This window comes from Microvirga massiliensis, assembly GCF_001006805.1.
GTDB lineage: Bacteria > Pseudomonadota > Alphaproteobacteria > Rhizobiales > Beijerinckiaceae > Microvirga > Microvirga massiliensis.
In genome coordinates, this window is sequence record NZ_LN811359.1 from 83087 (window position 1) to 102778 (window position 19692).

Genomic DNA, 19692 nt, shown 5'->3' on the forward strand with positions numbered 1-19692 from the left:
TCAAGACCGGTCACGCCGATCGCGGGTCCTCCACCCGCAAGGGCGCTGCTCCGCCCAATGGTGACCTTGGTGATCAACAGGGCGCCGCTTCGTTGCCCCTCGATGCCGGCGATCCGGGTCGAGATGGCTCGATTGCGCGTCTCAACCGTGTCGAGCGTCTCTGCGGATCGCCTTCAGCCCACCTCGATCCAACCGGCGCAGCGCTCAAATCCCCATAGGTCGCGCGTCCGGCACCGTCACACCCTCATCTCCCGCGGTTTCCTCCCTTGGAGGTTTTCCGACGCCGGCCGCCAGAGTGCGCGGCACGGTCCGTGAGCGGCCGGCATCCGAAAACCTTCACATTCATCGCCACCTCTGCCATGCTCCTCACCCGGCGACTGGGCTGGACACCATGATTTCCGGATGGACTCGATGGTGCCCAGGAGAGGACTGCCAACTTTGCAATAAAACAATTGCAGGATCAGTTACTTAGGCGGCATTTAATTCCACCCTGTGTAGCACCGTTGTGTAGCATTGTCGAGCGGAGCATGTAGTGGGTCGTAGTCCGATAGCTGGCACCCGATCGACAGTACCCAGCTGAACTCAAAGTGAAAGTTGGATCAATGTCAGCTTCGTGCTGATTTTGTTGAAAAAGTCCGCATCTAGACGGGTTGGGACAGCGATGAAGCTTGCGTTGTTAAAGTTGGGTTCGAGGTGAAGTGTGCCCTTCACGCCTTCTCAGGCCCCTTAGGTCATCTGAGGCCCTGATGCAAGGCTTAGCTTGGCCAGTCTCCTCAAGTTCTGGGCAGTGGCAGCCAGCAGGAACTCATCATGAGCCCGCACGGACGGCGCAGCCGCCGACATCCCATCTTGAGGCTGCGCTTGAGATGGGCAAACAGCATCTCGATGCATTTGCAACCTTGCCGCGCGGCTTACAACGCAAATCGAAGTGCTCCCTTCAAAAATGGGGCTGTTACCAGTGGATCACAGGTGTGACCGATTTGGATTCGATTTTCGTGGCGGAGCGATGCCCGATTCCCTTGCTAGGTGCTTTGTGTCATATATCGGACCTGCAGTTACGTTGCAGTGGCCGCGGTCTTCAACGGTGCTCACCCCTGATTTGCCAGAGCGGAGATGGATAGCGTGAACGTCGACGATTTTCTCGATGATCTTTCGCAGCTCAGGTTTCCTCACGCCTTTAATCCATACTCTGATAAGTGCGCAGTCCACGATGTCGATGAGGCTCCAGATATCCGCCGGAAGAATCTGGAGGCAATACTTCTCGCGGCAACAACGAACGGAATCGATTCCTTATGGATCGGCCGCGACCTCGGCTATCGCGGTGGCAGACGGACAGGACTGCCTCTGACAGACGAAGCCCATTTATCATCCCATGCTGCGATCTTCGGCTGCACCTCCCTTTCCCGAGCGACGAAAGGGCCAATGGTAGCGGAGCGCACTGCGACAATCATTTGGCGCATGCTGGAGACTCTCGGACGCCCCGTTTTCTTGTGGAACGTATTTCCCCTTCATCCCCATGAGCAAGGCGATCCCCTTTCTAACAGGTGCCACACGAGGGCGGAACGTCAGGCTTGCAAGAGCCTACTGGTATGGCTCCTTCGCACCTTGAACCCGCGTCATGTGGTTGCGATCGGAAAAGATGCGCAAAACGCGTTGGCAGACCTCGATATTGCTGCCGTCGGAGTGAGACATCCAAGTTATGGAGGACAGACGGAGTTTATGGCCGGGATCACAACGTTGTATAAGCTTCCAAAGGCCAGTTGGGAGAGCCCGCAACTGTCACTGTCGCTGAGCTAGAATTCACGAAAGTGGGGAGTAGCCAATCGTTCTGTTCTCGAGATCCGCAGTGAGAACGCCACCGCGGTTGGCTTGAAGTTGGCGAAAGACGGCATAGCCCGACAAGATGGCCTCCTCCCAAAGCCATAACGGCATGCTCGCAACCTCGTATCCATCTACAAACTCTCTGACCGTCTTCAGAAGGCCGTAGTCGAGCGCGGGCACGCCATCGAACAGGTTTAGCCGCTGAGCGTGGTTAAACACCCAGGTGGAGACACCCTCTTCGATCAACACCGCTCGCGCGCCATCCTCGACCTCGTCGATTTTCGGAACACTTTTGCGCTTGCGTTTCAACAGGCGTCTGAGATTAGGCGACCATCCCAGCTTTGTGGCGAACGCCATGTGAAAAGCATCGTGGAATCTATAGTCATCGTCTTCCATGCGGTTGTCCGTCAGCTTGTCACCGAGCGGCTTGCCTTCATAGTAAGGCGTAACCTGCCTCTTCCCGGGTTCACCGTTTTCAATAAGGGTCAAAGCAAACCGCCGAGGAAGCTGTTCGTGCTCCGGGAAATTCTCGTCGAGTAGCGGCGGATAACGCTTTTGCTGCGGCCAGCGGTCGTATGATTTCCTGAGATTTTCCGCTGCCGCGTCGGCAAGACTGAGTCCGGCTTCCTCGGCTGCGTCTCTCAAGCACCGCATTATGGCAACGAGCCTGCCAACAATCGAAGCCTGGTTGTCCTCCAGCCGGCCGGCCTGAAAATCGACGGCCAGAAGACCGACCTCCGAGGCCAGCTTGAGCAAGCGTCGCTCGAACTGGCTACTCGGTTCAGAGGCTTTGGTACTCAACGACCTCTGCAAATCGACAAACTTAACGTCTTCCGGCGCAGAGAACTGCCAATCTTCCACCGGCCGATCGATGTTATGCCCGATGTAGGCAAGGCTGATGTTTGACCTGCATGCAATCGCGTTGAGATACCATAGCGTATCGCCGAATTCCTCAATCACGGTCTTCTGATAGCCAGTATAGGCGGTCCGATCCCGCTGCTTCTTCTTTACCTCGCTCAATATGCTTCCGGCTTCTCCGAAGATGCCCAGAAGGGGGAACGACAGGCCCCGGTCGGTCTTGAAGAGCTTGTCTGTTTTGTGGGCAGCCTTCTGATACGAATCAAGCGTCAAGGTGCCGGCTGAAAACTCGCTCATGAGGAGAAAACCTTTTTGCTATTCGACGATCTTGTCCATACGCTTCGAGTAGCGCGAACTGCTTTTCATGAATTGATATGGATCGCCGGTGACGGTGTTGACGCGTCCCTTGTATGCGGCATGAATCCAGTCAAGCAATGGCTGGGCTTGAGCCACGGTATATATTCGATGACCTCTCCCGTTGTTGTACTTAAGTTGAGTGAGAATCTCTTCCGGAATCGCGGGAGCTGCATCTCCGAAGTGGAAAAAATTGCGGGAGAGCAATACTCGATCGGTCTGAGTATCGTTCTTGATATTGGACGGTTCTGGTCTGCCGTCTATTTGGCTGTGGTGCGAATCTTCCTGGACCCACGCGGTCGTTCCTACCGGCCGATGATAGATGTTGTCGCCCATGATCGTCACGCGACTGCCATTGCGAACGGGCCGCTTGCAGTGATATTCAGGATCGTTCCAGTACGCGTCGAAGGTGAGCGTGTCGGTCACCTGCATGAGGTAGATACATCGGCCGACTGCATCGAGTTTTGCTCCGCCCATGCCAATAACCCAGTCGCCAACCTGAGCTTTCCGACGGATCATAGGCTTGCATGTAGCCAGAGTGCATACGCTGTGGAAAGGATTCGGAGCGAAGCCGAAGTCTCTCGCGACCACGTACATGTAGACGTTAGGCATAGCGGGTTCAGCACCGCGACGGCGGTGCGGCATGTACAGGCTCTCGCGGGGTGGTGCTGCCGGGGTCTTCGAACGGACTGTCTTTACCCTCAATCGCGTCGATGACGCTGTCAGAGTTCCAGTTCACCAGTGAACTTCCGTACTTCTCGAAGGCAGGTGGGATGTCTGCCTTCGTTCCTCCGTATGTATAGACGCCCACGATCCGCTTCCCCAGTTCCGCTGCCTTGCGGATTTCCCAATCCACCCATGGGCGTTTATGAGCCTCCTTGCCAATCAGGACGATTACGGTTCCGGCCCACGACATCTTCATCCGCAACAGCCGCTTGAGCGTCCGCTCTGGAATTTTCCCGGCATCCAGGCGGGCCTGGTTCGAGGGCTTCGCACGGATCGAGCTGTTGCGGATCTCAAAGCCGTTGCGGCCGAGCAAGCTGGTCAGCTTGGTCACGTGATCATCATCAGCATGGTGGTGGCTGATGAACACGTGCCTGCGTTTCGACATTCTCGAAGTTCCTATATAGCTCTGCGAACCTATCCGATTTGCGTCACATTGTGTAACAAGTCGCGTACAAAGGCTAGTCTGACCGGCGTCAGCAGGAGATTTCTGAAGCCGACGAAATGATGGGAGAGCGGAAACTTTGGGAGGCAAGGGCACACAAACGTGGGAAAAAACGATGCGGCCGGCGCTCTCGCCAAGCGCGGCGTTCGATGAGACCTTCTTCAAGGAGCATGGTGACCGACCATGGGCGCCGAACGAAGCGGATCACTGTGCCGCCCTGTCGCTCCACATCGAACTTGTCTCGCGGGTCGCCACCCAGCATCTCGACTACAGCCAAGGCGTCGAGGAGGCTGCCCTCACCAGCATTTTCGAGCTGTTCGGGAAGACCAGATCCTTCTGCTTGACGAATCTTGGCTGCAGCACCTTCGAAATTATGGCCTGGCATGTGCTGAATTCAAGGGTTCGTCCATTTACTGCCCGCTGGCATTCGGTCAGCCAGTCAGGAGGGCTCCGCGCCTTAGACACCAGCGACGAGTTTCGGGCAGAGTTGGAGGTTGTGCAGCGGGCTTTGCTCGACCTGGACAAAGCATTGCAGTTGATCGCCGGATATGATGGGTACTCTACGCCTCAAGGGTCAAATCCCTCGCATGAAGCCATTGATGAGGAGATGCAGCTATCTCCTGTGTGGCGTCCCATGGGGTTTCGCAATGGCACCGACGAGTTAGCGGCGCGGGAGCGGGAATTCATCCTTTCCCGACGACGGCAATATGAAGTCGACCCGGAGCGGAGCTGGGCTGCAGGGATTGCGCTCTCCGGCGGAGGGATCAGAAGTGCAACATTTGCGATTGGCGTGCTCGCGGCTCTGGCGCGCAGAAATCTTCTGCCTCAGTTCGACTACATCTCTAGTGTCTCGGGCGGCGGATTTGCCGCTGGCTTCCTGACGCAGCTTCTCGGAGGACCGGAGAATGATCCCCGCTTCGGACTGGATGCGAATAAACTGCCATTTGAGAGGGATGAAGGCGAGTCGCTCATCCTGCGAAAGGTTCGTCACGGCGCCAGCTACCTGTCGGGTTCATTTCTCGAACGCCTAGCGCTTGGGACAATTCAGGCGCACGGCATCTTTATAAATCTGCTGGTTGTCACACTGTTGATCGCCATCTTCGCTTATGGGGAGTTCGCTGTCCGTAGCGCCATTCCCGGAAACATGATGGATATGCTTTCGGCCTTCCTGCCAATCGTTGCTGCCATCGGGATTCTGATTATTCCCCTAGCAAGTAAAACGTTCTACCGTTACAATAAACCATCGTTTTTGATGTCGTTTTTTGGCGTTCTGATTCTTTTTCCCCTGGTCGTTCTCGTCCTGCACCTGCTCCACGCCGGCGTGCGCTACCTCACGGATCTGTTTGTTGTCGGCACGCAAGCGAGCGGAACCCACGCAACGGTCACCCCAGGTGCTATTGTGACCTGGCTCGCACTATCAATCTCCGGCTTCGCAGCAGCAGCGGCGATATTCTCGCAATTTAAAAAGGTGCGTCCCACACTCCTGACGGCATTTTCAGTATTGTTTCTGCTTATAACCGAGTCCCTTTTTTATACCTTCTTCGTTGATAGCGACGCATTGACCGGGATCATCTGCGCAGGATTGGCGGCAAGCATCCTCTTCTTCCTGTGGCTATTTCTCGACATCAATGTCGCGTCGCTGCATCATTACTATCGCGCCAAACTGTCCGATGCATTCCTGCTCAAACCCTCCGGTGATGCTGCAGATCCGATGAATCTGAGCACGTTCGACGGGCGCCGGGCACTGTTTCCTATCATCAACTGCGCGCTAAACATTCCAAACTCAAAAGATCCGGTCATGCGAGGGCGTCTGTCGGATGTTTTCGCAATCACGCCCGTGGCAGCGGGTGCGCGTATCTTGGGCTATTTCGACACACCTAGCTGGGAACAGTCCAACACCAACCTCGATCTGGGATCCACGATCGCTTTGTCCGGCGCTGCGGTCTCACCGCAATTGGGCCTACGAACAAAACGCTACGCAAGCTTCTGGCTAACAGCACTCAACCTTCGATTAGGCATCTGGCTTCGCAGACCCGGGAACACGTCAGGTCGGCCGGGTGTGTGGCAGCTAGTGAATGAAATGACTGCCACGGCCGACGAGCATGGCGCACTCCTAAACATCTCCGACGGCGGCCACATTGAGAATCTAGGCGTCTACGAGCTGCTAAAGCGTCGATGCCGCTTTATTGTGGCCGTTGACGGCGAGAACGACCCAACGATGACATTCCACGCACTGACAAACCTGCAACGGCTCGCCTATATTGATTTCGGGATCGTGCTTGATCTGAACCTAGACGACCTAAGGCTTGGAGAGGCTGGCAATAGCCGGTCGCATTTTCAGCTCTGCAGGATATTCTACCCTCAAGGCCCAGATCACGCGCCAAAGGAAATCGGTTACCTCCTCTATATGAAGCTTTCGCTGACAGGCAATGAAGGAGAGTATATCAGGCGCTACAAGCTTGATGAGCCGGCCTTTCCACACCATTCAACCGCTGATCAGTTCTTCTCCGAAAGCCAATTCGAGGCATACCGGTCTCTTGGGGAACACGTGGGGGAAAAGATGTTTCTGCCCGCGATCACAGGTCCGCTAAACCAGAAGGATGTTCTACTGGAAGAGTGGTTTCGTTGCATTGGCCACAGTATATTGCGGCCAATATCCAGCAATCAACGCGCTCAACAAGCAGATCAATAACAAGCAACACAGAATAATGAGCATCCTCATTCGTTTAATAGTTCCAGATTACTGCTGGTCCGTGAAAATCCTTAAGGTGTTTGGCTGCCTGTCCGCTCGCGGCAGGATCCGCGGATGCACAAAGCCTACACTTTGCGCGAGATTGCCACAGCCATTGTCCGGATGACGTAGCTCCAGCGAGCCGACCTTGCGCCGCAGTTTCATAATTCCAACGCGAACCGGCATTCCTTTGCATTCCTGTCCGCGCCAAACCGTCGCCGCCCACCTTCGTTGTGCCGGGACTGGATTACTTCTGAGTGCATGAGGCATTAAAGCCTTCGGTGACTAAGAGCCTGTTTGACTATGGTGTGAAGTTTTCGCGGCCATAGGCGCGCAGGACGCGGTGGAAGTCCGTTAAGCAACACTGTGCTGTGATTTCTGCTACAAGCACGTCATTGAGCAGCAGGGCGCAGCGCGCTTCCTGCACAGCATCCTCTCTCCACCGGCTCTTCCTTGATGACACCCGAAAACCTTGGAATTGGCGGACTCTTTTCTGGAATCGAATATGACACTTGACGAAAGAATACGACGTAAGCTCGAGTCGCTGCGAGACGAAATGCTCGAGAATGGAGACCTCCTTCCAGCGGACAAACTCCACGACTGCTATGCATTGTTCCAAAGCCGATTCGGCCCCGATCGGCTCAAGGCCTTGGACGGCGAGGAGTTGCTGAACATGATGCACTCCCACGGGAACCACGACAGTCTCGTGTACTGGCTCGAATTCAAGAATGACGATGAGTTTCCCGCCATCTTTGGAAGCATCGCTGGTGGCAATGCACTCAAATTCGGGATCTACAAGCGGAAGGAGACCGGCACCTGGATGACCGGTCACGCCTCGAACCAAGTCGAAATCACCATTGAGGACGCGATTCAGATCGCGCGCAAACATCGGGACCAGCTTGTTGCCGGGTCGGGCCTGCTGCAGAAACTCCCGGCCAACGGCACGGATGCGGACTATGCGACTCTACAACAATCCCTGGCCGACCGCGCGCCCGACGTTAGCGGAACCGCGTGGGGTCACAAATATTTCAGCCTGATCCACCCCGATAAACTCGACGACTTCCATGTTGAGGGCTTCCAGCGGTTCCATCTCATAAAGCTCCTGCAGAAGCCTCCCGGAGAGGAGGGCCGATATGTAGCCGCCGGGCGGTACGTCGCCATCGCGGCTGAGCTCGGCATTCCCATCAATCACCTCACCACGATCCTGAACCGCACGAACGGGCGACCCTATCGAGTTTGGCGCATCGGCACGCGCCTTGCAGAACACGAAAATATCTGGTCGTTGATGTGCGACATTGGGTCGATCGCCATCGGCTGGGACGGTCTTGGAAACCTGGAATGGGTCACCAAGAACAAGGACAGCAAGGAGAGGCTGAAGGCGGAGATGCGCCGGCTGTACTATCCGGACAATCAATCGGTCGCGACTCGGAAAGCGGGTGAAGTCTTCAACTTCGTAGCCGGGGTGGATGAAGGCGACCTGGTCGTCGCAGCCGATGGCGACCAAATCCTCGCGGTTGGACGTGTCACGGGACCTTATGCGTTCGACCCAGCCACCAATGCCGGGGCTCCACATCGGCGGCCAACGGACTGGCTGGACACATCAAAGTGGCGGCTGCCGACGAGCGAGGGGCTACAAACCACGTTCCTCCCGCTGCGAAACCACCCGGAGAACCTTGTTGCGGTCGAGGAGCGGCTGCTGGACCCTCGCTCGGACGGGCCGGCCGGCGCCAGCAAGCTGCCGGCAAGGTCTTCCCCACGGCTGGAGGGCGTTACCGGCCGGCTGCAAGCCATCCTGGAGCGGAAGGGGCAAGCGATCCTCTATGGCCCGCCGGGTACGGGGAAGACCTACTGGGCTCGAAGGACGGCCTTCGATCTTGCGGCGCTGGGAGCATTTGGGAAGTCGCACGCGACTCTCGATGCGGCCGAGCGGCGAGCCGTGGAAGGTGCAGCCGGACAACCAGGCCTCGTGCGGGTCTGCACATTCCACCCGGGATACGGCTACGAGGACTTCCTGGAGGGCTATCGTCCCAGCGTCACCGGTTCGGGCCAGCTCGCGTTCGAACGCAGGGACGGCATCTTCAAGAGCCTTTGCTTGGATGCAGCCCGGCAATCGGATCGCAAGTTCTTCTTGCTGATCGATGAGATCAATCGCGGTGATATTCCGCGCATCTTCGGTGAGTTGATCACGCTTCTCGAGAAAGACAAGAGAGGACACGCGTTGCATTTGCCCGTCTCCGGTGAGCGATTCGTTGTGCCGCCGAACGTGCACGTGATCGGCACGATGAACACTGCCGAGCGATCTATTGCTTTGTTGGACACAGCGCTCCGTCGTCGCTTCGGCTTCGTCGAGCTGTTGCCGGATCCGCATCTGCTTGCAGGCGCCATGGTGAATGGCAGCATTCCATTGGGGGCATGGCTGACAGCGATCAATCGAAGCGTTCGGGAGCATGTTGGCCGCGATGCGCGCAACCTGCAGATCGGCCACGCCTACTTTCTTGAGGACGGGCGCCCGATCACCGATCTCACCAGGTTTTCCCGCGTTCTCGCAGAGGACATCGTTCCGCTGCTCGAGGAGTATTGCTACGAGGACTTCGACGCGCTTGAGAGGATCCTGGGTCCTGGCCTTTTCGACAAACGCAATCAGCGTGTCAAAGAGGAGCTGTTGCTTTCGTCCCAGTCCGGCGAGTTGGTCCAGGCTCTCCTGGCACCCTTCCCGGAAATCCTTACCTCCGGCACCGCAGTGGCTCAGGCGGAAGAGGACACAGGGGTCCTCGATAGCCCTGATGAGGACGAGCCGGAGGAATGAGCGACCTCGCGATCCAGACTGGAGAATGGGCGCGTCTGACCCCAGAGACCCATGCGGCGCTCGCGGGACGAGCCCTCGCCAGCGGCCACCGGGATGTCGCACGGGAGCTTTCGGAAAGCGGCAGGCTTGAGGTCCTGGAGCTTGCCTGCGGATTAGAGATTCGAACAACGTCGTGGGTCGGGCGCATCAACCTCGGCGAGGTCTCGATCACAATCAGCTCGAAGATCACCGGTGCGCCGCTGCTGGAGTTGCTGCGGTACGCTTATGGGTTGCGAGACTTGAGCCTTTACGCCGACGTGGCCTACGCTCCATCGCAAGCGACATTTCAGGATCTCTTGGTCCACCAACTCGCCGCCGAGGTCTCGGAGCTCCTCAGCCGAGGTCTTCACCGCGATTATAAAGCGCGGCGCGAGGACTTGAGCAGCCCGGCGGGCCGGATCGACTTCGGGGCATACCCTCGAATTGCCGCGGAAGCGAAGTCGGTGCTGCCCTCCATCCACTACCCGCGGACGGAAGCGACGCTCATGAACCAGGTGCTGCTAGGTGGGCTCCGACTTGGCGCGCAACTCGCCAACGACCCGGCGCTTCGCTCACGCTCTCGGCGGCTTGCCCAATTCCTGGAAGCGACGGTGCCTCCCCTTGCACTTGGTTTGCGGGATGTTGAGCGGGTCAGACAGATCATGGACCGGCGCCATCGAGCATACGAGCCGTCGCTCAACATCATTGAACTGCTTCTTGAGGGATCCGGTGTTTCGCTAGAGCAGGCCTCTTCACGGATCACCCTTGCAAGCTTTCTGTTCGACATGAACCGCTTCTTCCAGGGATTGCTATCCCGGTTTTTGCGTGAGCATCTCCCAAACCACACAGTCCGCGATGAATATCGACTGCATGAGATGTTTGCTTATGACGACAGCGCAAACCCGCACCGCCGCAAAGCCCCGACGCCCCGGCCGGACTTCGTGGTATTTGAGGGAAAGCGGGTCGTTGCGGTGCTAGATGCCAAGTATCGTGATCTGTGGAACCAGGCGCTTCCGCGAGAGATGTTGTACCAGCTTGCATTGTATGCCTTAGGGCACAGGGCTAAGGCTCGCCAAGCGACTATTCTTTATCCAAGCCTCGCGGACTCAGCGCGCGAGCAAATCGTGCAGCTTCGTGACCCACTCAAAGGATCACTCGAGGCCAAAGTTGTGCTGCGTCCGGTCAATCTTCTCGATCTAGCAGGCGCAGTTGCCAGGTGCCAAACCGAGGTCGGTCAAGAGCAATGCCGAAGGCTTGCTGCAGCGCTTGCGTTTGGCTCCGTGCCTGCTCCGATGTCATTCACGCTACCGCCCCTACCTCGCAGTTGATGTGCGAGAGTTTATCGCAACGATGCATGCTCGCGTGATGTCGGCGGTATCATCCACTCGATGTCATACTGCATCACGAGACCCTACCCGACAGCCGCCCGATACTGGAGATACTGATCCCAAGATGCCGAAGCTCTTGCAATTCGCAGCGAGAGTCGGTCGAGCCCGATAGGCTCTTTGGTTACAAGAGGGCCTGGAGAGATACATCCTACTCCAATCTGCCTCGGAAGCGGCAACATATTACCAAGCGCAGAACGAGGCCTGTATCCGGATTGGCAGGATCACTTCACCTAGTTCGGCACAACAGTCTCGGAGGGCCGGCTGACGTGTCCTGAGAACCTGCGCGTCGGCCATGCTGCATGATCATGCTGTGCGCAAGATTCAGACTCTGCAATGACTTTGTGCCTTCCGCCGACCGGAAAGGAAATGAACCGGCACAAACCGATACAGCCAAGTTTCTTCATGAGGCGATCAATAGCCACGCTTAAGTTGTTTTTACGGCCAAGCTGGCGTCAGCACAGCAATCAGCAACTCAGCTCGTACGTATTTTGCAGCCAAGCTGCCAATTTTGATTGCGATTTTCGAGTTTTTCTGTAGTATTTATGTGTTGTTTGCTGAACTAATAGCCAACCACATGGACTGGCGCCCGGAGATGCACATGATAGCTGCATTCTTATACTTGAGAGCGCGAGCACAGCATCCCGTGCACCTGACTTGGACTGGGCCCTTCGGGGCCCTTCTTCGTAATTGGAGGCTGTTATACGACGGGTCTCTTCGTCCAATGCTCGTTCCCAGACCGAGCCGACGCTCCTCGTGTTCGGCATCGATCGAAAGCGCAAAGCACGCACAGCATGGTTCGGAAGCGATGATGAACCTCAGGCAGCAAAAGTTGCCGCGCGCGCCGGCTACGTCACATGCAAACTCACTCCCGATATCCGGCGCGATCTCTCGGCGCGGGTGCCCTCCGGACGGGTGTCCCGGAGCGGTCGGGTGTTCGCCCCGGTTGTTCCTGCCGAGGTCTATCGCGACCTAGTACAGGCTGCCGGTGCAAGCACCCGCCCGACTGTGGATGAGCCGCCTGCATCTGATCCGGTGGAGAGTGGCGATGTCCGGACCGGCGGCTGTTCGCCACCCATCGGCGACGGCGCACTGGTCTCTGGTGCTGACGCCCGAGTGGCTGCCGATGAGTGCGGCGCTCGCTCCGAGCAGAGCCTTGCGGCCGGGACGGTGATATCACCGAATGGCCTGCCGGTCGGGGGGGCCAGCACTCCGACCACGCAGTCCCAAGCGCCAACCGACTGGGACAGCATCGTGGTCGGCAATACCGTGCTGGTGCGTGACCCCGAATCGGAAGGCTGGTACGAGGCGATCGTGCTGGAAGCACTGGGCGAGGTCTTTCGCCTGCGGTTCCGCGACTATAAGGAACCGGCCGTGACCCGTCGGCGAAACGAAATCGCCCTGCTCTATCCTGGGTAATACCTGAGCAGTGGTGGGCTCGGGCCTTGGCCCGAGCCCACAATCAGCAACAACCACTATACAGTGCGGGGAAGGATTTGTACTCGTGACATTCCCAAAGGCGTTCGGCTCTCCAGCGAAGCAGCGCCTCTCCTTCTCCTCATCGGAAAGCTCGATCTCGCGTCAGCAGGCTATGAATGATCGATTGGAACTCGCCGCGAGTTCCGGAGCGACTGAGTCGACCAATCGATCGGATCCACGGCCAGCGTTTTCGGACGATCCAGAACAGCAAATAGCACTCTGTCCATAGCAGCACTGACCGCCGGCCATTCCTGTGCAAATCACGTCACGAGATATACTGGCGAAGTTGCCCTCTCGGCCTCGCTAGCACTCGCTGCCGTTCCTCATACAAACCCTGGCCCCTCGATGACCGGATTGGCGGCAATAAAGGTCTCATCGACATCAAGACCTATGCCGGGCGCATCCAACGGACGCACACAGCCATTCGCGTCGATCGTGTAAGGAGCTTGCTTGAACGGTCCTTCCCGAAGGGGATTGTAGCCTTCGCTCGACTCGAAGTATCCACCGTTGTCGATGGATGCTAGGACATGAATTCCTGCCGCGAGGTCAAGGCCCGTGACGCCCCCGTGCGGGTGGATGGCGATGTTCCAGGCAGATGCTACCGCGGCGATGCGCGTGATTTCCGTGAAGCCACCTGCCTTGCCGACATCCGGCTGTAGGATCCGGACGCTGCCCTGCTCGATATGCCCCGTAAACTCAAACCTGGTGTAGAGGTTCTCGCCAAGCGCGAGGGGCGTACTGCTAAATCCCGCCGCGATCTTGTATGATCGTAAATCCGTTCCTGGGAAGGGTTCCTCGAGCCAGGACACGTCGAGTTCTGCCAGAACCGGCATCGCCTTGCGCGCATCGTCGAGGGAGTAAGCGGCATTGGCGTCCGTCAGGATCGCAATCGCCGGAAAGGCCTTTCGCACGGCTTCCACGCGGGAAAGATCACGATCCACGCGATCGCCGATCCTGAGCTTCACAGCCTTGAACCCAATCTCAACGAGCCGGGCGACCTCATCGACCAAGGCGGAGGGCTCATTGAAGCCGAGCGCGCCACCTCCGCCCGCATAGGCGGGTATCGGACGCGAACCGCCGCCGAGCAGCTTGTAGACCGGCCATCCGACTGCCTTTCCGCGAATATCCCAAAGCGCCATGTCGACGCCGCTCATGGCGATCACCGAACCCGCGCCCAAGCCGTGGCTCGCAACCTGTGCTCTGTAGATCTTGGTCCAGATCGCCGACACGTCGGACGCGTCCATGCCGACCACGAGCGGGCGCATGGTGTTGTTGATGATGTTCGCCACTGCGCCAGGATTGCGGCCATGGTGCGATTCGCCCCAGCCAACGAGGCCGCTTTCCGTCGTGACTTTCACCAGAACGGCATCACGCTTGGCGAGCTTTCCAATGCCGATTCTGTTTTGGCGCTCTGGTGGGATCCGAACCGAAATCGGGTAGGCTTTCACATCGACGACACGCATCGTCACTTATTCTCCGGAGTGAACATGGTTGCTTCGACTGGCGCCACGCGCCGTATGAGCAGGCTCTGCAGCATTGGCAGGAAGAATGACCCGGCGGCAAGGACGAGCAGTCCCGCCGAAATAGGCCGCAGGAAGAAGATCCATGGCGACCCCATGGAAATCACGAGCGATTGACGAAGGGCGTTCTCAGCTGCCGGTCCAAGCACCAATGCAATGATCAGCGGGGCTGGAGGGATATTGCAGATCTTGAAAATGTATCCGAGCGCGGCGAACGCCAGCATCATCCACACGTCCGACATGACATTGTTGATGCTGTAGACGCCGATAAAGCAGAGGCTGGCAACCACGACTGGCAGGCACCGCTGAGAAACCATCAGCAACCAGACAAAGAACGGGATCATCGCGGTGTTCTGGACGAAGAGCATCACGTTGCCGACGTAGAGGCTCGCGATGAGCCCCCATGCAATGTCGGGATGCTCGGCAAAAAGCCGAGGGCCCGGCTGAATGCCAAGCAGCACAAAGGCGCCGATCAAAACCGCGGTCGTGGCCGATCCGGGGATCCCCAATGCCAGCAGCGGCACGAATTCGCCGGAACTCGCGCTGTTGTTGGCCGATTCCGGGCCGGCGACTCCCTGCAAAGCCCCGTGGCCAAACTTTTCAGGAGTTTTCGAGAGGCGGCGCTCGACCCCATAGGACATGAAGGACGCAACCGTGGCGCCGGTACCCGGCAGCAACCCGAAGATGAAGCCGAGGAATCCGCCTCTCAGGATGCTGCCGTAGGTTTCGCGAAGGTCACTCGGCGAGGGGAAGATGGATTTCAGCTTCAACTTCGTCCGACCGGCCAGCGCAAACTCCGACCGATGAATGACGCCCTGCATCACCTCGGCGAGACCGAACATGCCAACGACGGCGGGCAGGAAGTTGACGCCGTCGAGCAACTCCATGGAGCCAAAGGTCAGGCGAGGTGTGCCGGACACGACGTCCTGCCCCACGGTGCATAGCAGTAACCCGAGAAACAGCGACAGTCCGGCTTTCAGGATGCTCTCGGACGATAGCGCCGAGACCAACGTGAAGGCGAGCAGCATAACTGCAAAGTATTCGGGCGGGCCGAAGCTGAGCGCCGCACGGGCAAGTGGCACTGCCATGAGCGTGAGGAGTATGAGCCCGATGGTCCCGGCCGCCAGTGAGCCAATTGCAGCAAGTCCGAGGGCAAGGCCACCCCGCCCCTGCTTCGCGAGCGGATAGCCGTCGAACGTGGTCACGACCGATGCACTTTCCCCGGGGACGTTCAACAGCACCGAGGTAATGGTGCCCCCGTACATCGCTCCGTAGTAAACGCCCGCCATGCCGACTAGAGCTGACAGCGGGTCGGCCCCGTAGGTCATCGGGAGCAAGATCGCGACGGCCGCCGCTGGGCCGAGCCCCGGCAGCACGCCGACCAGGGTACCGGCAAAGGTCCCGATAAAGCACATCAGGAGAAGGTGCGGATCCATCATGCGCTCGAAGCCACCGAGCAATGAGGACCAGGCGCTTAGAAACTCCATGGGGTGTCGCTCGCTAGCTCATCCGAGGAGAAATCCATCGGGAAACCGGATCTCGAGCAGCCAGCCAAAAACGATTTGGAGCGAGGCCGCCCAAAGCGCACTGAACAGAGCGGCCAAGGGTATCCGCCAGCCCTGGATCAGCACCAGCACGGCCAGCCAGAAGAGAAAAATGCTAGCTGGAAAGCCGACAGCGTAGACAGAAAGGGTCAGGAGCACCGCCAAGGCGAGCAGCAGAAATCCATTCCGGCCGGGCGGAGAGATGATTGCGAAGATGCTGCCCACGCTCGTGGGAGATGGCCGCACCACCAGCCCTAATGCGCAGATTACGAGTCCGGCGAGATAGATGGCGGGAGCCGCTCCGGGACCCAGCGTGAATTCCTCCCAGAACGGCAAGGAGGCAGTCGAAAGCGCAATGACTCCACCAAAAGCCAAGAGAGCGATGCCAAGCGCGCGCTCAATGTTCCACATAGTGGCGCTCCCGATTCCCGTGACGCACGGCAGAGAATTGGGCGAGGCAGCGCCTCGCCCGAAGCATGCCTCAGTCCTGCAGCGCCGATTGAAGCCAAGCGATCTCCTCATTCATATGCTTGGCGACGTCTTCGGGGGCGACATATGTGGGCTGGAGACCGAGCTCCTTCGCTTTGGCCGCGTAAGCAGGATCCGCCGCGGCTTTCTTGACGGCCTCCCGAAGTTCCTTGACGACGTCGTCTGGGGTTCCCGCTGGAATGATGAGACCACGGCTCGAGCCATTGATCATCAGTGGGAAGCCCTGCTCAGCGAAGGTCGGCACATCCGGGACATCCGGGTTGCGCGTTGTGCCTCCGACACCCAAGAGCTTGATGCTGCCGTCCTTGACATATGGCAGTGCCTCCGAGATCGTCAGGCCGACCGCATCAACGTGACCACCGAGCGCGGCTGTGATGGCGTCCTTGCCACCCTCGAAGTTGACGATGCGAAACTTGACGTTGGCAGCCTTCTCGATGGCCAGCGCCGTCAATCCGTCGGTGCTAACCTTTCCCGTGGCCGCATAAGACGCGCCGCTCGGGTTAGCCTTCAGGTGCGAGATCACGTCGCCCAGACTGGAGAATTTGCTTTTTGCGCTGACGGCGATAACTGCCGGATCGAACATGACGTGTCCAAGGGGCACGAACGCCTTGCGGGGATCCATCGGCAGGGTTTTGCTGGCAAAGCTCGCATCGAGAGCCGGAAGATTGAGGTTCCCGATCGTGTAACCGTCGGGGCGAACCTTTGCGAGCGCCGTAGCACCAATCACACCCCCGGCGCCCGGCTTGTTGACGACGACGACCGGCTGGCCGAGGACTCCCTGCAAGAACTGAGCGAACACGCGAAAGCTGAGATCGGTGCCTCCTCCCGCACTGTAGTTCACATAGAGCTCGATTGGCTTCGAGGGATAGTTCTGCGCCAAGGCAGCGGATGTCCCGGCCATCAGGACGAAAGCAGTGCCAACGGCTTGAGCAAGGTGCCGTAACTTCATGAGCGTGCCTCCCCGGCTGATTTTTCTGACCAGCCGATCTTTGCGCAAATAGCAAATCCGGTCAATATGGCTAAGCTGGTAGCGATTGCGCCGTGCTTGCGGCTGGGGCAAATGCCTCACTAAGTCCGGTCTGCAGTAGGGAGACGAAAACTGGATACGAGCCTGTCAGCCCGCCCGGCCCTCAACGAACCCACGTATGTGCGGGTGAAGCGTGCCATTGTCGGCGATCTTATTACGCAAGGCTTCCAACCGGGGGATCACCTGACGATCGAAATGCTGACGGCTCGCTACAACGTCAGCCACATGCCGATTCGCGAGGCGCTTCGCCAGCTACAAGGCGAAGGCATCCTGGTCTCTCTGGCCCATAAAGGCTTCCGGATTGAGGCCCTCTCGGCACGCTACATCCGCAACATGTACGATATCCGGGCGGGCCTGGAATCCATGCTGGCACACCGTGCGGCCGAAAAGGCGTCTGCTGGCGATCTCGAAGAGATTCGGACCCTTCACGACAAGTATGCCGAGGCTGTGAGGGCTGATAATGTCGCGGTGTCAGTTCCCCTGAATATCAGTTTTCATGACCGCATTTATGCGGTGGCCGACAACCCTGAAGCAGTCCAGCTGCTCGCGGCGCGAACTTTGATTGTGCGCACAGCAGCGCAAAGCCTGGACGCTTACATACCTGACGACCGCCGCCCGATCATCAGGGAACACGCCTCAATCCTCGACGCTCTCGTGAGCGCGGACGCAGGTCGATGCAGCCGCGCGGTCTTCGATCATTTGAGCAACGCGCGGGATCGTCTCTTGGGCAGAATGGTGAAAGCAGGCCTCTTAGGGGAGCGTGAATAACGAGGAACAGGGGTCCCAAGGAGTGACACGTGCCGGGCAGTCCGGGCGTGATGGAGCGGCATCTCGCCGTTCCGACTAGCCGCTCATGGCCTCCAGCTTGCGCTAGGCAATTGTTCCCTCCACCGGCCGCCGGGCCAACACCGGTAAGCCACTGGGTCGTGCCGGCGGCTGCGAGCCAACCGGTATTCTACTCTTCGGATGGGTGTTCGCCCCGGTTGTGCCTGCTGGGGTATGTCGGAACTTGGTGCAGGCTGCCGGTGCGAGCAATACCCCAGCTGCGAACACTGCGGAGGGGCCATCTGCATCCGATCCGCTCGAGAGTAGCGACATCCGGGCCGGCCGCTACCGCGAACCGACACCGGTGCGGAAGCCCAACTGGCTACCCACGACTGTGGCGCTCACTCTGGGCAGAGCCTTGCGAGGGCGACGGTGATACCACCCAGCGGCCTGCCGGTTGTGGTCGCCAGCACAGAGATACTAGCCCAGCCATGCCGTGACTTTTTGCTTCTGCTCGCCGAGTCCCTGAATACCCAGGGTGACGATATCGCCAGCTGTCAACCAAATCGGATCGGGTTTCTTGCCCATTCCGACGCCTGGTGGCGTGCCGGTAGCAATAATGTCGCCGGGCAAAAGCGTCATGTAGTGACTGCAGTAGGAGACAATCGTTCGCACATCGAAAATCATCGTGCGGGTGTTACCCGCCTGCATACGCTCGCCATTAACATCCAGCCACATCTCGAGATTCTGCGGATCTCTGATCTCGTCAGTGGTGACGAGCCACGGGCCAATTGGGCCGAACGTATCGCAGCCCTTGCCCTTGTCCCATTGGGACGACTGCATCTGAAATGCACGTTCGGAGATATCGTTCACGACGCAATAGCCTGCAACGTAGTCGAGCGCTCTGTCCCCCGACACGTAACGCGCTTCGGTTCCGATGATCACGCCGAGCTCAACCTCCCAGTCAAGCATTTTCGAATGCTTTGGCTGGATGATGTCATCATTGGGGCCACAGATTGCACTTGTCGCTTTCAAGAAGATGATCGGCTCACTCGGCACCTCAAGCCCAGATTCTAGCGCATGATCCGAATAGTTTAAGCCAATGCAGATGAACTTCGATGTGCCGCTAACAGGCGCGCCGATACGTGGGGCACCTTGGACGAGGGGCAGGTGCTCCGGATTGACCTTTGCAAGCCGTTCGATCCCCCGAGGCGAAATCAATGCTGCATCGATATCAGAGTAGATCGACGACAAATCGCGGATATTCCCTGCCGCGTCAATCATTCCAGGCTTTTCGGTACCAACCTCACCAATTCGGCACAATCTCATTATCTCACCCTCCCTCAATACTTTGATGGAACCTTCACGTCGCGACACCAGTGTTTGCCGGCTCGCCCTATAGCAGAAACAGCCCCTACCTCTTGAGTCGCAGCTTACACTCTTGCGTGGCAACCACTTGGTGCGGCCGATTACGGTCGGTCACCGGATGTCGTCTGTATGTGCACCAGAAGCGGTTGAAGACGGGCCCCGGTCCCGCCGCGAGACGGCTCAGTGCAGGATCTGGCTGAGAAAGAGTCGGGTGCGCTCGTGCTGAGGGTTCGTGAAGAACTCCTTTGGCGTGTTCATCTCGACGATCTGGCCGTAATCCATGAAGATCACTCGGTCTGCGACCTGACGGGCAAAGCCCATCTCGTGCGTGACGCACAGCATGGTCATGCCCTCCTCCG

15 protein-coding genes and 2 pseudogenes are annotated in these 19692 nt (G+C 58.3%); 7 read left to right on the forward strand and 10 right to left on the reverse strand.

Annotated features, from left to right (window positions below; translation table 11 throughout):
• On the forward strand, positions 1-218 hold a 218-nt coding region (locus BN1233_RS49200), incomplete at its 5' end, for a hypothetical protein (RefSeq protein ID WP_046866657.1).
• A 508-nt stretch (positions 219-726) separates the two neighbouring features.
• Here the strand turns inward: BN1233_RS49200 and BN1233_RS47310 are convergent.
• Positions 727-893: pseudogene (locus BN1233_RS47310) on the reverse strand (IS5/IS1182 family transposase); the annotation flags it as partial.
• Between the two features lie 229 nt (positions 894-1122).
• Here BN1233_RS47310 and BN1233_RS26505 point away from each other — a divergent pair.
• A complete protein-coding gene (locus tag BN1233_RS26505; protein WP_197094656.1) occupies positions 1123-1797 on the forward strand; it encodes a uracil-DNA glycosylase in 675 nt (224 codons plus the stop codon).
• Between the two features lie 3 nt (positions 1798-1800).
• Here BN1233_RS26505 and BN1233_RS26510 read toward each other — a convergent pair whose 3' ends face one another.
• Genes BN1233_RS26510 through BN1233_RS26520 form a run of 3 tightly spaced genes read right to left on the reverse strand, consistent with a single transcriptional unit; the run spans position 1801 to position 4144 of the window.
• The gene (locus BN1233_RS26510; protein WP_046866659.1) at positions 1801-2976 is read right to left on the reverse strand and encodes a nucleoside triphosphate pyrophosphohydrolase family protein; all 1176 of its coding nucleotides are present in this window, start codon (positions 2974-2976) and stop codon (positions 1801-1803) included.
• A gap of 18 nt (positions 2977-2994) precedes the next feature.
• Positions 2995-3678 (reverse strand): Nmad2 family putative nucleotide modification protein, encoded by a 684-nt coding sequence (locus BN1233_RS26515; protein WP_244471053.1) that lies wholly within the window; start codon positions 3676-3678, stop codon positions 2995-2997.
• Positions 3653-4144 carry a TIR domain-containing protein gene (locus BN1233_RS26520; protein ID WP_046866660.1) on the reverse strand — a complete coding sequence of 164 codons (492 nt, stop codon included), beginning with the start codon at positions 4142-4144 and terminating at the stop codon, positions 3653-3655. The genes BN1233_RS26515 and BN1233_RS26520 overlap by 26 nt, the downstream gene beginning before the upstream one ends.
• A 172-nt stretch (positions 4145-4316) precedes the next feature.
• On the opposite strand from BN1233_RS26520, the gene BN1233_RS26525 reads away from it, so the two are divergent.
• From BN1233_RS26525 to BN1233_RS46120, 4 genes are all read left to right on the forward strand, one after another.
• A complete protein-coding gene (locus tag BN1233_RS26525; RefSeq protein ID WP_046866661.1) occupies positions 4317-6893 on the forward strand; it encodes a patatin-like phospholipase family protein in 2577 nt (858 codons plus the stop codon).
• A gap of 544 nt (positions 6894-7437) precedes the next feature.
• On the forward strand, positions 7438-9738 hold the full coding sequence (locus BN1233_RS26530) for an AAA family ATPase (protein ID WP_046866907.1): 2301 nt from the start codon (positions 7438-7440) through the stop codon (positions 9736-9738).
• Positions 9735-11084, forward strand: coding sequence for an McrC family protein (locus BN1233_RS26535; RefSeq protein WP_048710350.1), 1350 nt, complete (start codon positions 9735-9737; stop codon positions 11082-11084). Before BN1233_RS26530 ends, BN1233_RS26535 begins: the two co-directional genes overlap by 4 nt.
• Before the next feature lie 990 nt (positions 11085-12074).
• Entirely contained in the window at positions 12075-12560 is a 486-nt protein-coding gene (locus tag BN1233_RS46120) for a hypothetical protein (protein ID WP_147707565.1), read from the forward strand.
• Between the two features lie 383 nt (positions 12561-12943).
• Here BN1233_RS46120 and BN1233_RS26545 read toward each other — a convergent pair whose 3' ends face one another.
• The 4 genes from BN1233_RS26545 to BN1233_RS26560 all read right to left on the reverse strand — a co-directional run bounded on the left by BN1233_RS26545 (position 12944) and on the right by BN1233_RS26560 (position 17122).
• Positions 12944-14083: a mandelate racemase/muconate lactonizing enzyme family protein gene (locus BN1233_RS26545; protein ID WP_046866663.1), complete on the reverse strand. Its 1140-nt coding sequence runs from the start codon at positions 14081-14083 to the stop codon at positions 12944-12946.
• A 2-nt stretch (positions 14084-14085) separates the two neighbouring features.
• The gene (locus tag BN1233_RS26550) at positions 14086-15627 is read right to left on the reverse strand and encodes a tripartite tricarboxylate transporter permease (protein WP_046866664.1); all 1542 of its coding nucleotides are present in this window, start codon (positions 15625-15627) and stop codon (positions 14086-14088) included.
• A gap of 18 nt (positions 15628-15645) precedes the next feature.
• Positions 15646-16095 carry a tripartite tricarboxylate transporter TctB family protein gene (locus BN1233_RS26555; protein WP_046866665.1) on the reverse strand — a complete coding sequence of 150 codons (450 nt, stop codon included), beginning with the start codon at positions 16093-16095 and terminating at the stop codon, positions 15646-15648.
• A gap of 70 nt (positions 16096-16165) precedes the next feature.
• Entirely contained in the window at positions 16166-17122 is a 957-nt protein-coding gene (locus BN1233_RS26560; RefSeq protein WP_046866666.1) for a Bug family tripartite tricarboxylate transporter substrate binding protein, read from the reverse strand.
• 198 nt (positions 17123-17320) lie between these two features.
• Between BN1233_RS26560 and BN1233_RS26565 the strand changes: the two genes are divergently transcribed.
• Positions 17321-17968: a GntR family transcriptional regulator gene (locus tag BN1233_RS26565; protein WP_046866667.1), complete on the forward strand. Its 648-nt coding sequence runs from the start codon at positions 17321-17323 to the stop codon at positions 17966-17968.
• Between the two features lie 477 nt (positions 17969-18445).
• On the opposite strand, the gene BN1233_RS26570 is transcribed toward BN1233_RS26565, so the two are convergent.
• Complete coding sequence (locus BN1233_RS26570) at positions 18446-19294, reverse strand: fumarylacetoacetate hydrolase family protein (RefSeq protein WP_046866668.1); 849 nt, start codon at positions 19292-19294, stop codon at positions 18446-18448.
• Between the two features lie 219 nt (positions 19295-19513).
• Positions 19514-19692: pseudogene (locus tag BN1233_RS44950) on the reverse strand (amino acid ABC transporter ATP-binding protein); the annotation flags it as partial.